General features: G+C 61.4%; 14 protein-coding genes. 13 read left to right on the top strand and 1 reads right to left on the bottom strand.

Going from position 1 to position 14,228, the window contains the following annotated elements; translation table 11 throughout:
• Window positions 1-36: 36 nt before the first annotated feature.
• Entirely contained in the window at window positions 37-1,944 is a 1,908-nt protein-coding gene (locus N2600_RS28580; protein ID WP_260299036.1) for a PAS domain-containing sensor histidine kinase, read from the top strand.
• Entirely contained in the window at window positions 1,934-2,557 is a 624-nt protein-coding gene (locus N2600_RS28575) for a response regulator transcription factor (RefSeq protein ID WP_018486467.1), read from the top strand. The genes N2600_RS28580 and N2600_RS28575 overlap by 11 nt, the downstream gene beginning before the upstream one ends.
• 321 nt (window positions 2,558-2,878) lie before the next feature.
• Here N2600_RS28575 and N2600_RS28570 read toward each other — a convergent pair whose 3' ends face one another.
• Window positions 2,879-3,778 carry a helix-turn-helix transcriptional regulator gene (locus N2600_RS28570; protein WP_170279555.1) on the bottom strand — a complete coding sequence of 300 codons (900 nt, stop codon included), beginning with the start codon at window positions 3,776-3,778 and terminating at the stop codon, window positions 2,879-2,881.
• A 262-nt stretch (window positions 3,779-4,040) separates the two neighbouring features.
• On the opposite strand from N2600_RS28570, the gene N2600_RS28565 reads away from it, so the two are divergent.
• The 11 genes from N2600_RS28565 (at window position 4,041) to N2600_RS28515 (ending at window position 14,214) form a co-directional block, all read left to right on the top strand.
• Window positions 4,041-5,504: an aldehyde dehydrogenase gene (locus N2600_RS28565; protein WP_260299469.1), complete on the top strand. Its 1,464-nt coding sequence runs from the start codon at window positions 4,041-4,043 to the stop codon at window positions 5,502-5,504.
• 66 nt (window positions 5,505-5,570) lie between these two features.
• A complete protein-coding gene (locus N2600_RS28560) occupies window positions 5,571-6,887 on the top strand; it encodes an ABC transporter substrate-binding protein (protein WP_222281709.1) in 1,317 nt (438 codons plus the stop codon).
• Between the two features lie 6 nt (window positions 6,888-6,893).
• Complete coding sequence (locus N2600_RS28555; protein ID WP_170279553.1) at window positions 6,894-7,649, top strand: ABC transporter ATP-binding protein; 756 nt, start codon at window positions 6,894-6,896, stop codon at window positions 7,647-7,649.
• Complete coding sequence (locus tag N2600_RS28550; protein ID WP_170279552.1) at window positions 7,646-8,374, top strand: ABC transporter ATP-binding protein; 729 nt, start codon at window positions 7,646-7,648, stop codon at window positions 8,372-8,374. The genes N2600_RS28555 and N2600_RS28550 overlap by 4 nt, the downstream gene beginning before the upstream one ends.
• The gene (locus N2600_RS28545) at window positions 8,371-9,285 is read left to right on the top strand and encodes a branched-chain amino acid ABC transporter permease (protein WP_162116215.1); all 915 of its coding nucleotides are present in this window, start codon (window positions 8,371-8,373) and stop codon (window positions 9,283-9,285) included. The genes N2600_RS28550 and N2600_RS28545 overlap by 4 nt, the downstream gene beginning before the upstream one ends.
• Window positions 9,282-10,319 carry a branched-chain amino acid ABC transporter permease gene (locus tag N2600_RS28540; RefSeq protein WP_170279551.1) on the top strand — a complete coding sequence of 346 codons (1,038 nt, stop codon included), beginning with the start codon at window positions 9,282-9,284 and terminating at the stop codon, window positions 10,317-10,319. Before N2600_RS28545 ends, N2600_RS28540 begins: the two co-directional genes overlap by 4 nt.
• A 40-nt stretch (window positions 10,320-10,359) precedes the next feature.
• Window positions 10,360-11,145, top strand: a complete 786-nt coding sequence (locus N2600_RS28535; RefSeq protein WP_222350834.1) for a coniferyl-alcohol dehydrogenase — start codon at window positions 10,360-10,362, stop codon at window positions 11,143-11,145.
• 23 nt (window positions 11,146-11,168) lie between these two features.
• Window positions 11,169-12,614, top strand: coding sequence for an aldehyde dehydrogenase (locus N2600_RS28530; RefSeq protein ID WP_162116212.1), 1,446 nt, complete (start codon window positions 11,169-11,171; stop codon window positions 12,612-12,614).
• A 248-nt stretch (window positions 12,615-12,862) separates the two neighbouring features.
• Window positions 12,863-13,210, top strand: a complete 348-nt coding sequence (locus N2600_RS28525; protein WP_162116391.1) for a DUF488 domain-containing protein — start codon at window positions 12,863-12,865, stop codon at window positions 13,208-13,210.
• 152 nt (window positions 13,211-13,362) lie between these two features.
• Window positions 13,363-13,884, top strand: coding sequence for a DUF4142 domain-containing protein (locus N2600_RS28520; protein ID WP_162116211.1), 522 nt, complete (start codon window positions 13,363-13,365; stop codon window positions 13,882-13,884).
• A gap of 9 nt (window positions 13,885-13,893) precedes the next feature.
• Window positions 13,894-14,214 (top strand): cupredoxin domain-containing protein, encoded by a 321-nt coding sequence (locus N2600_RS28515; RefSeq protein WP_260299035.1) that lies wholly within the window; start codon window positions 13,894-13,896, stop codon window positions 14,212-14,214.
• The last annotated feature ends 14 nt before the right edge of the window (window positions 14,215-14,228 follow it).

The following is a 14,228-nucleotide window of genomic DNA, read 5'->3' as shown; positions in this document are numbered from 1 at the left end:
GCTCTGTAACGTCTCAAACACTGAACGGAGGGTGCGGTGGAACGAGAGCCGGAAACCGATCCCATTATCGATCTGATCCCCGCCATGGTGTGGTCCGCAACGTCGGAAGGCATGTTGGATTTTGCCAACCAGCATTTTCTCGAGTTTATCGGGGCGCCGCTTGAGGAAATCTCCGGAGTGGGATTCTACAAGCTATTTCATCCCGACGACATGTCACATCTCGCTTCGGAATGGCACGACATCATGGCCTCGAAACATGCCAGAGAGGTCGTGGGCAGGCTCAGGCGCGCAGATGGCCAATATCGTTGGTGCACGCTTCGGCAGAAGCCGCGGCTCGATACCGAAGGAAATGTCGTCAGGTGGTACGGTGTGGTCCTCGATATAGAAGACCGCAAACAGGCCGAAAATGCATTGAAGGAAACGAAGACTGCGCTTGCGGCCAGCGAGGAAAACCTCAGCCTTATCATCAATTCGCTGCCTGTTCTCGTATGGTCAGCGCGACCGGATGGCAGCGCCGATTTTGTCAATAAAAGCTGGTTGGACTATGCAGGTCGTCCTGCTGATCAAATCCTCGAGTGGGGCTTTCTGGACCTTTACCATCCTGACGACATTCCAGGCATGGTGGACATCTGGAAGAGAGACCTCGAGCATTCCGACCACACTGTTTTGAAAGGACGCATTCGCGGAGCAGACGGCAAATATCGTTGGTTTTACTTCTCAGGGCGAAAGCTGGTCGATGCCAACGGCGTCGTTCGTTGGTTCGGTGTTAACATCGATATCGAAGACCTGCAACGTGCGGAGAATGCTCTTCGGGAAAGCGAAGCTGCGCTCAGGGAAAGTGAACACAAGCTTAATCTTATCATCAACACGATACCCGCCATGGCCTGGTCCTGCACCTCGGATGGCCGGCTTGAATATTTCAATCGAAACTTGATCGACTATGTTGGTCTACCTTCTGAAGAGATCGTCGGCTTCGGTTTTTATCGTATGTTTCATCCTGATGATGTCGAGCCGATGCGTATGGCTTGGGACGATATCGTAGCCTCAAAAAAAAGTCGTCCTGTAGACGCCCGCATCAGACGCGCCGATGGCGAATATCGATGGTTCAACCTTCGACAAAGCCCCCTTCTGGATCCCGATGGAAATGTTGTGAGATGGTACGGCGTCGTCGTGGATATCGAGGATCGCAAACGGGCGGAAGAGTCCTTGCGGCAAAGCCAGAGTGACCTCGCGCATGTGACGCGGATGACGGCCACAGGTGAGCTTGCCGTTTCAATTGCCCATGAAGTCAACCAGCCGCTGATGGCAATCGTCACGAATGCCGGCACATGTCTGCGGTGGCTACAGCCGGGCCACACCGACCTGGAGCAGGCGCGTGTGGCCGCCGAAAGGATCGTCCGGGACGGGCATCGCGCCGGCGATATCATCACCAGTATCCGGGCGATGGCTCAGAAGTTGCCTGCCAGGATTGAGCTAACTGACTTCAAACCTGCCGTCCGCGAGGTGCTGGATCTGTTGACGGGCGAACTTCAACGGCGTGGAATAGAGCTCAGTCTTGATATGGCAGCAACGCCCATCGAAGTCGTAGGAGACCGAACGCAACTGCAACAGGTTGTTCTCAACTTGGTTATGAACAGCGCCGAAGCGATGACAGCTTCTTCAACAGCAAAACACATCAACATCAGATGCGCTGTGGAGGAGCAGCTTGTCAGCGTGAGCGTTTCTGACACGGGTCGCGGGGTACCTATCCACGAATTGGAGCGCGTTTTCGAAGCATTCTACAGCACGAAGGCCGACGGTATCGGAATGGGCTTATCGATATGCCGTTCCATCGTCGAAGCCCATGGTGGCCGTATTTGGGCTTCATTGGGGGAGAACGGGGACGGGGCCATATTTACGTTCACGTTGCCAATGGCGGAGGGCGCTGTCGTCCATGATAGATGATCGCAAGAGAGGGCAGCCCACAGTTATTGTCATCGATGACGACGAAAGTGTCCGCGAAGCTTTGAGAGGATTGTTCCAGTCAGTCGGACTTGTCGCTGAAACCCATGGTTCGGTGGCAGAGTTTCTTGCCGCGGATGATCCTGATCGTGCCGGCTGTATTGTGCTTGATATTCGCTTGCCAGGTCAAAGCGGCCTGGAGTTTCAGGAGGCACTCGCGAAAAGCCGGCATCCAAGGTCGGTGGTGCTGATCAGTGCCCATGTCGATGTGGCGATGGCTGTCCGCGCCATGAAGGCAGGTGCTATCGATGTTCTTACCAAGCCTGTGCGCGAGCAGGACCTGCTCGAAGCGGTGAATCGGGCTTTGGCAAGTGATAGCGCTCGACGCGAAGAGGCACGTCAAACGGCGGCATTGCGCCTAATGTATTCCAAACTTACCGAGCGCGAGCGGCAGATTATGGCATTGGTTGTCGCCGGGAAGCTGAACAAACAAATTGCGGCTGAAGTTCAGCTCGCTGAGGCCACCGTGAAGCTTCACCGCGGTCACATGATGCGAAAAATGCAAGCATCGTCAGTTGCGGATTTGGTTAGGATTGCGGGCATTCTGAAGGGCTGAAAGCAGCGATTTGGAGGAAGCGTTCGATCCCTTGCAAGAGCTGAGGGTCCCACACCGGCCGATGGTGATTGAGCCTTTTGCCTGTGCGCCATAGTCCGGACCTGAAAACTTCGCGCTGCGATCTGACCGTCTTCTACAGAAGTGAAGGACACCGGGAGCTACCAGTCCGCTACCGGCCCCATGTCGGCCATTGCCGATTGCAGCGCGCAATGAAGGCTATTGGCGCATTGCAGTTCTCCGCCAGCTTGGGATTTCATGTCAGCATCATCGCGATCCAAGACCGGCAAATTCTAGCGTTGACCAACGAGCCCAGAGCCTAATCTAAGGCCAATCCGCATAACCCGAAGACAGCATGCTATTTTCCGAGCCGGCCGAAGCGCGGGCGATTTCGCGGTAGCCGGCGGGTGAAAGCCCGGTCTTGCGCTTGAAGAAATGGCTGAAATAGGTCGGGTCGCGAAAGCCGAGGCTGTCGGAGATTTCCTGGATATTGCGGGCCGATCGCTCCAATCTGAGCTTCGCCTCCTGCACCACGCGCTCGTGCAGGAGCTGGATCGGCGAGCGGCCGAGCGCTCTTTGGCAGGTGGAATGCAGCCTGTCGGCCGTGACGCCCAATTCCGCGGCATAATCGCTGATCGGCCGGTGCTGGCGGAAACCGGCCTCGACCAGTTGCCGGTATCGCTGCAGGATCGATCCCACTTCGCCCTGCCCGCGCTGCTCGCTTCTCTCGCCATCGGAGCCGCGCCACAGCGCCATCAAGATGAGCCTGATATAGGCGGATGCGACCATCCAGGAGGAGCGGGAGGGATCGCTGAGTTCCCGCACGAAGCCAGAAATCAGCGGGCTGATTTCGGCCACCGCCAAGGGATCCAATGCCTCGACCAGCTTGCGCTGCTCTGTGAAGATGCGCAACGAATAGGATTCCACCTTGTCGCCAATCGCATCGACCATGATCTGCGGCGAAGCGCCGACCAGATGAGCCGCGGTTCCGGCTGATATCGACAGGTCGCACCGCGCCTGCGGCGGCAGGAAGGCAAGCAGCGGTCCGTGCAGCGGCCGATGTTCGCCATTGTCGAAGTGAAGCTCCCCACTGCCCTCCCCGAGCAGAAGGAAGTGATGGAAATCGGTGTTCAGCCCTTTTTGAAGACGGATGCGCCGGTGCGACAGCGACGGAGCGTGCCATTCGCCCCTGGCATAATGATGAATCCCGCCGTTCGTCGCCAACGCTTCCCCTCCGCTCCCATGTCAAACAATGCCGCAATCGCCGGATAATTACAATATTAACCCAATAAATCGCATTCCATCTGCACCAGATCGGCGTAACCTTTTCTCCATCAGCCTTTGGGAGGAGGCACATCAACAGATGCAGGAACAGTCGGGCAGCCCTCGTGGCGCCGCGTCCGCTCGTCTTCTCCCATGGCAACAACGCAAACCGACATTCGGCGCCAACACCTGGCGCCAATGTGTGGCACCAACACATGGCGAATTGGGTGAAACAGTGTTTTCGGCACAGCTGATGATCAACAACCAGGCGATGAATGCCTCCGAAGGGGCCACCTTCGAACGCATCGATCCGTTGACCGGCGACGTCGCAACGATTGCCTCGGCAGGATCCGTTGCCGACATGGCGCGGGCAGCCAACGCGGCAGCAGCAGCCTTTCCGGACTGGTCGCAGACCGGCCCGGGCGAACGGCGCAGGCTTCTGAATGCCGCAGCCGGCATCCTGGAGGCCCGCACAGCCGAACTCGTTGCCGCCATGACTGGCGAAACCGGCGCCACGACACAATGGGCGGCGGTCAATTGCGGCCTTGGCGCGGATATTCTTCGCGAGGCGGCGGCGATGACCACGCAGATATCCGGCGAGATCATTCCTTCCGGCATTCCGGGAAGCCTCGCCATGGCGGTCCGCCAGCCGGCAGGCGTCTGCGTCGGCATTGCCCCCTGGAATGCGCCAATTATCCTCGGCACCCGCGCGGTCGCCATGCCGCTTGCCTGCGGCAACACCGTCGTCCTCAAGGCCTCAGAACTTTGCCCGAAGACCCATGGCCTGATCGGCGACATCCTGTGTGACGCCGGCTTTCCGCGCGGCGTCGTCAATGTCGTTTCCAATGCGCCGATCGATGCCGCCGCCGTCGTAGATGCGCTGATCGCCCATCCGGCCGTCCGCCGCATCAACTTCACCGGCTCCACCCGTGTCGGCCGGATCATTGCCGAATCCGCGGCAAGGCATCTCAAGCGCTGCCTGCTCGAACTCGGCGGCAAGGCGCCGTTCATCGTTCTTGCCGACGCCGATATCGATGAGGCCGTACGTGCTGGCGCCTTCGGCGCCTTCATGAACCAGGGTCAGATCTGCATGTCGACCGAACGGATCATCCTGATGGACGAGATCGCCGATGGCTTCGTCGGCAAGTTCCGGACGAAAGCCGCAACCCTCATTGCCGGCAATCCCAGGGACGGCAACACGCCGCTCGGCACGCTGATCAACACCGAAGCCATCAGGCGCGTCCGATCGCTCATCGACGATGCCCTGCAGAAGGGCGCAGTCCTCGTCTGCGGCGGCCAGGCCAACGGCACGCTGATGGACGCGACCGTCATCGATCACGTGACGCCTGCCATGCGGATCTACCGCGAGGAGAGCTTTGGACCGGTCGCGGCGATCGTCCGGGTCGGCAGCGTCGACGAGGCCGTCACGGTTGCCAACGACAATGAATACGGGCTGTCGGCCGCCGTCTTCAGCGCCGACGTCAATGCAGCGCTTGCCGTCGCCATGCGGCTCGAATCCGGCATCTGCCACATCAACGAGGCGACAGTTTCCGACGAGCCGCAAATGCCCTTCGGCGGCGTCAAATCAAGCGGCTACGGCCGCTTCGGCGGCAAGGCAGCGATCGATGAATTCACCGAGCTCAGATGGATCACCATGGCCTCGGGAAAACGGCACTACCCGATCTGAATAGATCGGCCGAAATGAACACTGGGAACGGGCTGGGAGGCCCGATCAAGAGGGAGGAATGATTTCATGAACGGCATTTTCCGCAACGGTATCAACGCGGCACCGCTGAGCCGCCGCTCTTTCATCGCATCGGCCGTGGCGGGCAGCGCGGCGCTAGCGCTTTCCGGCCGCACGGCCTTCGCTGCAAGCGGCGATACGTTGAAGGTCGGCTTTATCAGCCCGCGCACCGGCCCTCTCGGCGGCTTCGGCGAAACGGACGGCTATGTGCTCGAACTGGCGCGCAAGGCGCTGGCGGACGGCCTGCAGGCGGGCGGCAAGACCTGGAAGGTGGAGATTCTCGACCAGGACACCCAGTCCGATCCCTCGCGCGCCGGCCAATTGGCGAAGGACCTGATCAACAACCAGGCGATCGACCTGATGCTCGCCGTCTCGACGCCCGAGACCATCAATCCGGTGGCCGACGCCTGCGAAGCGGCCGGCATTCCCTGCCTCTCGACGGTCATGCCCTGGGAAGCCTGGTATTTCGGCCGCGGCGCCAAGCCGGGCGCACCCTCGCCGTTCAAGTGGACCTATCATTTCGGCTTCGGCGTCGAAGAGTTCCACAAGGCCTATGTTTCGCAGTGGAACCTGATCGAGACCAACAAGAAGGTCGGCGTCATGTATCCCAACGACGCCGACGGCAATGCGATCCGCACGCATCTGGCGCCGGCGCTCGCCAAGGAGGGCTTCACCATCGTCGATCCCGGAGCCTATGAAACTGGAACCACCGACTTTTCCGCGCAGATCGCTCTCTTCAGACAGGAGGGCGTGGAGATCTTCAATTCGTTCCCGATACCGCCTGACTTCGCCGCCTTCTGGCGTCAGGCCGCACAGCAAGGCCTTACCCAGCAGATCAAGATCTGCCAGATCGCCAAGACCGGCCTGTTTCCGTCCGACATCGAGGCGCTCGGCGATCTCGGACTAAACATCGGCAGCGCCGCCTACTGGCACAAGGCCTTCCCCTACAAATCCACGCTGACCGGCGTTTCCGGAACCGAACTCGCCGACGGTTATGAGACGGCCAGCGGAAAGCAGTGGACGCAGCAGCTCGGCGCCAGCCTGGCACTTCTCGACGCCGGCTTCGATGCGCTGAAGGCCAGCACGGACGTCAAGAGCAAAGAGGCCGTGGCCGAGGCGATCAGCGCGCTGAAGACCACCACGATCGCCGGCAAGGTCGATTTCACCAGCGGTCCCGTCGCCAACGTCTCTCCCGGGCCGATCATCGGCACGCAATGGGTGAAGGCGCCGGAGGGCTCGAAATTCGCGCTCGACTACGTCGTCACCGAAAACGCCACCGACCCCAACGTCCCGGTCGGCGCCAAGCTCACCGCTTATAACGGATAACGAACAGTGCTGCAGCGGGAAGCTCAAAGACGGCCAGGGGAAGCCTTTCTCTCGGCCAAGGGGATCCACAAGCGGTTCGGCTCGCTGGTGGTGCTGGAGAATCTGGATTTTTCCATGGGCGATGGCGAGGCGATCGGCATTGTCGGGCCGAACGGCGCTGGCAAGACGACCCTGCTCAGCGTGCTCGCTGGCGCCTTCCCGCCGAATGAGGGAAGCATCACCTTCGACGGTGCTGACGTCACGCGCCGGACGGCGGCGGAGCGCTGCCGCTCCGGGCTTGTCCGGACCCATCAAATTCCGAAGCCCTTCGGCGGCATGACGACCTTCGAAAATGTCTTCGTCGCCGCATCGCACGGCAATGCCGCAAGCCGCGACGAGGCCTATGAGCGGGTGGTGGATTCGCTTTCGCTCTGCGGCATGCTTGGAGTCGCCAACCGCCCTGCGGATACCCTTGGCCTGCTCGATCGCAAACGTCTGGAGCTTGCCCGTGCGCTTGCCACGCAGCCGAGGCTGATGCTGCTCGACGAGATCGGCGGCGGCCTGACCGATGGCGAGGCGAGCGAACTGGTGGAGACCATCCTCGAATTGCGCCGCCGCGGCATCGGCATCGTCTGGATCGAGCATATCGTTCATATCCTCCTGCAGGTGGCGGAGCGGCTGATCTGCATGGATGCCGGCAGGATCATCGCCGATGGCGAACCGAAAACGGTCATGAACGACGCGGAGGTGGTCAAGGCCTATCTCGGAGGGACACCCGCATGAGCCTTCTCTCCATCCGCGACCTCGACGTCCGCCACGGCCTGCTCCAGGCGGTACGCGGCGTCAGTTTCGATCTTGCCAAGGGCGATGTGCTGGCGCTGGTCGGCGCGAACGGCGCCGGCAAGACGACGCTGCTCAGATCGATCGCCGGCGCCCATCTGCCATCCTCCGGCCGCGTCCTTCTCAACGACGAAGATCTGGCAGCCATCCCTTCCCACAAGCGGATCGCCAAGGGCATCGCGCTGGTGCCGGAAGGCCGGCGCCTGTTTTCGCAGATGACGGTGGAGGAAAATCTGCTCCTCGGAAAGAGCTCCGGCCGCAAGGGCGAGTGGAGCATCGACCGCGTCCTCGACGCCTTTCCGAACCTGAAACCCCGCCGTCACGCCAAGACAGGACATCTCTCGGGCGGGGAACAGCAGGCGACCGCCATCGGCCGGGCGCTGATGAGCAATCCCGATATTCTTCTCCTGGACGAGGTCTCGCTCGGGCTTTCGCCTCTGGTCGTCGATCGCGTCTACGCCCAATTGCAGGCCTTGCTCACCTCAGGAACGACCATCGTGCTCGTCGAACAGGATCTCGCCCGCGCCATGAGCGTCGCAAGCCGTGTCATCTGCATGCTGGAAGGGCGTATCGTCCTCGACCGGCCGGCCGCCGACGTCACGCGTGCGGCCGTCACCCAAGCCTATTTCGGATTGCACCGGGCAGCCGGCGAAAGGAGCGCATCGTGATCAACACCCTGCTCCAGGGCATTCTGCTCGGCGGCTACTACGCCGTTATCGCCTGTGGACTGTCCTTCATGTTCTCGGTCATGCGGATCATCAATCTCGCGCATGGCAGTCTGGCGGTCGCAGCCGCTTACGGGCTGTGGCTGCTGGCCGCCAAAGCCGGCATTCCGCCCTTCGCCGGCCTGCTGATCGTGCTGCCGGTCATGGCGGCCGCCGGCTGGCTGCTGCAGCGCTTCATTCTAGAACGCAGCGCCCGCGGGGGCACGCTCCTGCCGATTCTTACGACCTTCGGCCTGTCGATCGTCATCGACAACCTGCTGTTCGAGCAGTTCGGCGCCGACACCCGCTCGCTCGCGCCGTTCATCGGCAACCTGTCCTATGCATCATGGCAACTGCCGGGCCACATCTACGTCGGAAAGCTTGCCATCATGATGATGGTGACGGCAGTCCTTATTCTCGGCGGGCTGCAGTTGTTCCTGAGCCGCTTTGCGCTTGGCCGCGCGATCCGCGCCACGGCGGAAGATCCCGACACTGCGGGGCTGGTCGGCATCGACGCCCGCAGGGTCAACGCCGTCGCCACCGCGATCACCATGGTAACGGTCGGGATCGCCGGTGCGTTCCTCGGGATGCGGGCAACCTTCAGCCCCTATGCCGGCGGCCCGCAGCTTCTCTTCGCCTTCGAGGCGGCCGTCATCGGCGGAGCGGGATCACTATGGGGCACGCTTGCCGGCGGCATCGTTCTCGGTCTTGCCCAATCGCTCGGCGCGCAATTGCATCCGCAAGGCTTCCTGATCGGCGGCCATGCCGTGTTTCTGCTGGTGCTTTTCGTCAGGCTGTCACGGTCCGGAATGCCGATCTTCGACAAACTCGGCGCACGTTTCAAACTGCGCACCCGTCTCCGGAGCCCGACATGAGCCCCAACGCTACCCTTGCCTCCAACGGAATATCCATAGGACGCTGGACGAAGTCGTCGCGGGTGGCGCTTGGCTGCATGGCTGCGGTGCTTGCCCTGCTGATGTTTGCCCCCGCTGCGCTCGGCGCCGGCGCGATCGACCGGATGACTGCGCTGTTCATCTATGTGATCCTTGCCGCCATGTGGAATGCGCTTGCCGGCTTCGGCGGCCTGGTCTCGGTCGGCCAGCAGGTATTCTTCGGCCTCGGCGCCTATTTCACCATTCGGCTTGCGGATGCAGGGCTCAATCCCTTCGTCGCCGTCTTTGCCGCTGCGATCGTGACCGGCGCGCTGTCGATCCCGCTTTCGCTGTTCATGCTGCGCCTGAAGGGCGGCGAGTTCGCGATCGGCATGTGGGTGATATCAGAGCTCGCCCATCTGCTGGTCAACCTCGACCGGCTCATCCAAGGAGAAACGGGAACCTCGCTGATCTCGCTCAACGTCTATGATAGCGGCACGCGGCGGGCGACGATCTATTGGCTCGCCTTGACGGCCATGGCGGCCCTGCTCGGCGCGCTCTTCATGCTGATGCGCAGCCGCGCCGGTGCGGCCATGCAGGCGATCCGCGACAATGAGGAGGCGGCGACCTCGGTCGGCGTGCGGGTGATCGCAACCAAGAGGCTGCTCTTCGTGCTCGCCGCCTTCGGCATCGCGATCGCCGGCGGCCTGTGGCTGGCGACCGCCACGACCTTCCAGCCGAAGACCTATTTCAGCGTTCAATGGACGGCCTATATGATCTTCATGGTGCTGGTCGGCGGGATCGGCAAGTTCGAAGGCGCGATCCTCGGCGCCATCCTGTTCTTCGTGATCGAGACCGTCTTCGGCGCTGCCGGCGTCTGGTACCTGATCGGGCTCGGCGCCACGGCTTTGATATTCTCGCTCTACCTGCCGCGCGGCCTTTGGGGCGAAATCGAGCGCCGCTTCGATTTTCAACTTCTGCCCGTCGGCTACCGACTGAAATTGCCCGGTCCGACCAAGATCCAAGGGAAAGAATGAGCCGGCTTGCTTCCGGATTCTCTCGCGAAAGGTGACATTCATGCTTTTTGGTAAAACAATCCTGGTGACCGGCGTCGCTTCCGGCATCGGCGCCCGCACGGCGGAACTCGCCGGGCAGATGGGCGCCGAGGTCATCGGCGTCGATGTGCGCGAGCCTGCCAGTGGAAGTGTCGCCTTCATCAAGGGTGACCTCTCCACAGCATCAGGCGTTGCCGAGATCGCGGCACGGCTTCCAGCCCGCCTCGACGCGCTCGCCAATGTTGCCGGCCTTTCCGGCAGCACGGGCGTCGCCTCGACGCTTGCCGTCAATTTCTACGGGCTTCGCGCCCTGTCGGAAGCCGTGGCCCCCCGCCTGCGTGAAGGCGGCGCCATCGTCAACGTCGCCTCGATCGCCGGCTATAGCTGGCGCGCCAATCTCGAGCGGGCAAAGTCGCTGACATCAATCGAAGGCTTTCCCGACGTGGCGGCGGTTGTCGCCGAACACGGTCTCAAGGATGAGGAAGGTTACCCGCTCTCCAAGGAGCTGCTGCTGCTCTGGACGATGCGGGCAGCCCACCAGCCATTGTTCAAGAACCGCGGCATCCGGGTCAATGCCGTCAGCCCAGGGCCGGTTGAAACGCCGATCCTCAAGCAATTTCGCGCCGTGCTCGGCGATGCCAGGGTTGATAGCGACATCACCCGCGTCGGCCGCGCCGGCACCGCCGCCGATATTGCGCCTGCCGTGCTCTTCCTCTGCTCGGATGGCGCGCGCTGGATCAACGGTGCCAATCTTGCCGTCGACGGCGGCCTCGAAGCTTCCATCAACGCCGAAGTCCTCGGCTTCTAGTTCTTGTCCCAAGGAGACCTCCGATGAATATTTCCCTCCTCATCAACGGCGCCGACCGCGCAGCCTCGGCCGGCCGAACCTTTGATCGCCTCGATCCCTTCACCGAAAAGCTCGCAAGCCGGGCCGCCGCAGCAGGCCTGGACGATGTTGCCGCGGCCGTCGAGGCCGCCGCCGCCGCCTTCGGCGCCTGGTCGAAGACCGGCCCCGGGCAGCGCCGCGCGATACTGATGAAGGCTGCCGATATCATGGATTCGAAAGTCGCCGAGTTTACCCGGCTGATGATCGAGGAGACGGGCGCAACTGCGCCCTGGGCCGGCTTCAATGTCATGCTCGCCGCCAATATCCTGCGCGAGGCCGGCGCTATGACGACGCAGATCGCAGGCGAAATCATTCCTTCCGACAAACCCGGCACGCTCGCCATGGGCGTTCGCCAGGCCGCGGGCGTCTGCTTGGCGATTGCTCCCTGGAATGCGCCGGTCATCCTCGCCACCCGCGCCATCGCCATGCCGATCGCCTGCGGCAATACCGTCGTCCTCAAGGCATCCGAACAATGCCCCGGCACGCACCGGCTGATTGCGACAGTGCTGACCGAGGCCGGCCTACCGGCTGGCGTCATCAACGTCCTCACCAACGCGCCGGAGGATGCGCCTGAGGTCGTCACCGCGCTGATTGCTCATCCGGCCGTCAAGCGCGTGAACTTCACCGGCTCGACCAAGGTCGGCAAGATCATCGCCGAGACCTGCGGCAAATATCTCAAGCCTGCCCTTCTCGAACTCGGCGGCAAGGCGCCGCTGGTTATCCTCGACGATGCGGATATCGACGGTGCCGTCGACGCCGCCATTTTCGGCGCCTTCATGCATCAGGGCCAGATCTGCATGTCGACGGAGCGGATCATCGTCGACGAGACGATCGCCGATCAGTTCGTCGCCAAACTCGCCGCCCGCGCCAGCCAGCTCCCGGCCGGCGACCCGCGCGGCCACGTCGTTCTCGGTTCGCTGATCAGCCTCGACGCAGCGAAGAAAATGGAAGAGCTGATTGCCGATGCGACGGCCAAGGGGGCAAAACTCGTGGCCGGCGGCAAGCGCTCGGGCACCGTGGTCGAGGCGACGCTGCTCGATCACGTGACCTCCGAGATGCGCGTCTATGCGGAAGAATCGTTCGGTCCGGTCAAGCCGATCATTCGCGTCTCCGGCGAGGAAGAAGCCGTCCGCATCGCCAATGACACCGAATACGGCCTATCGTCGGCCGTCTTCAGCCGGAATGTCCAGCGGGCAATGGCGGTTGCGGCACGGATCGAATCCGGCATCTGCCACATCAATGGCCCGACGGTGCACGACGAGGCGCAAATGCCCTTCGGCGGCGTCAAGGGCAGCGGTTATGGCCGTTTCGGCGGCAAGGCGGCGATCGCCGAATTCACCGACCTGCGCTGGATCACGGTCGAGGATTCCGCCCAGCACTATCCTTTCTGAGCTGGTTTGATAGTCGCCATCGTGCCACGACGCCATTGCGGTCGTGGCACGGCCTATGCACAGACCGCAAAGGGATTTCGCACCGCCCTTAGGAAGATGCTTCAGTGCTTCGGTATGCGTGGGCCGCGAAATAGCGCCGTGCCTGATTGAAAAGGTTCCAGGACCTGTTCTCGGGTTCCAGTCCGGAACCAAAACTTGTCACACGTATTCGTTCTCGAATGGCTTTCGATCTTATGGCGGGCGAGCAAATGGCCTTGCACATCAAACGAATCTACGAGCCGAAAGACGACAAGGACGGCATGCGCATCCTGGTCGACAGGCTATGGCCGCGCGGGTTGAACAAACAGGATGCGGCAGTCGATATTTGGTTGAAGGATATCGCGCCAAGCCCGGCGCTACGCCGTTGGTTCGGCCACGACCCCGCCAAATGGACAGAGTTCCAGCGCCGCTATCGAGACGAACTGGAAAAGAATCCATCGACCGTCGAGGAACTGAAACGCGAGATCGGGCAAGCGGACGCGACGCTTCTCTACGCTGCGAAAGACCTGCACCACAATCACGCTATCGTTCTTCAGCACTTCGTCGGCGAAGGCTGACGCGTCGGCGACTGGCAATCGATGACACGCGGCCTTTTTGTGTCGGAAATTTCGGGAACCTTTTCGACAAACCTACATCCAATGTTCGCTTCCGAAGGCGCACCACCGTTGCCACCGGAGGACATTCGGTCACGACACAAGGGAGACAGATCATGTTCAAACGAATTCTCGGTGCCACCCTGATGGCGGCGTCGCTGGGCACGGCTTCGATCGCCGCCGACGCCAAACCGACCGATCCTCAGATCGCCCACATCGCCTATACGGCAGGGCAGATCGATGTCACCGCCGCAGAGCAGGCGTTGAAGAAGAGCAAGAATGCCGAAGTGATTGCATTCGCCAAGACCATGGAGCGCGACCACAAGGCCGTCAATGACCAGGCGCTCGCCCTCGTCAAGAAGCTGAAAGTGACACCCGAAGACAACCCGGTCAGCCAATCCCTGTCGACACAGGCGAATAAGGAACTGAAGACGCTGGAGACACTCAACGGTGCAGCATTCGACAAAGCTTATGTCGAAAACGAAATTGCCTATCACAAGTCGGTCAACGACGCGCTTGCCAACACCTTGATCCCTTCTGCGCAGAATAAAGAGCTCAAATCACTGCTGGAAACGGGCCTGACCCTGTTCAAGGAGCATCAGATGCATGCCGAGCATCTGGCTTCGATGATCAAATAGGCAGGAGGGATGGGCTCGCTCATGAAATCGCTCCTGCTGCTGGCCGCGCTGCTTTGGGCTAGCAACGGGTTTGCCTCGGCGACCGAGTATCAGATCACCATCGCGGGCATGAAATTCGCCTCGCCGACTGCTGACCTGCATGTCGGCGACGTGATCGTCTGGCGAAACGATGATATATTCCGGCACACGGCAACCGCTCGTGACAAGAGCTTCGATATCGACCTGCCGCCGAAATCGGAAAGCCGAATGACGATCGGCGAAGCGGGAGCCATCGATTTCTATTGTCGTTTTCATCCCGCGATGACGGGCAAACTGGAGGTTCGGCCGTAGGCCGAGCTTCTATC

This window comes from Rhizobium sp. WSM1274 (assembly GCF_025200775.1).
Taxonomy (GTDB): domain Bacteria; phylum Pseudomonadota; class Alphaproteobacteria; order Rhizobiales; family Rhizobiaceae; genus Rhizobium; species Rhizobium leguminosarum_I.
Note: the sequence above shows the minus strand (reverse complement) of the source record. Positions and strands in the feature narration are given on the sequence as shown.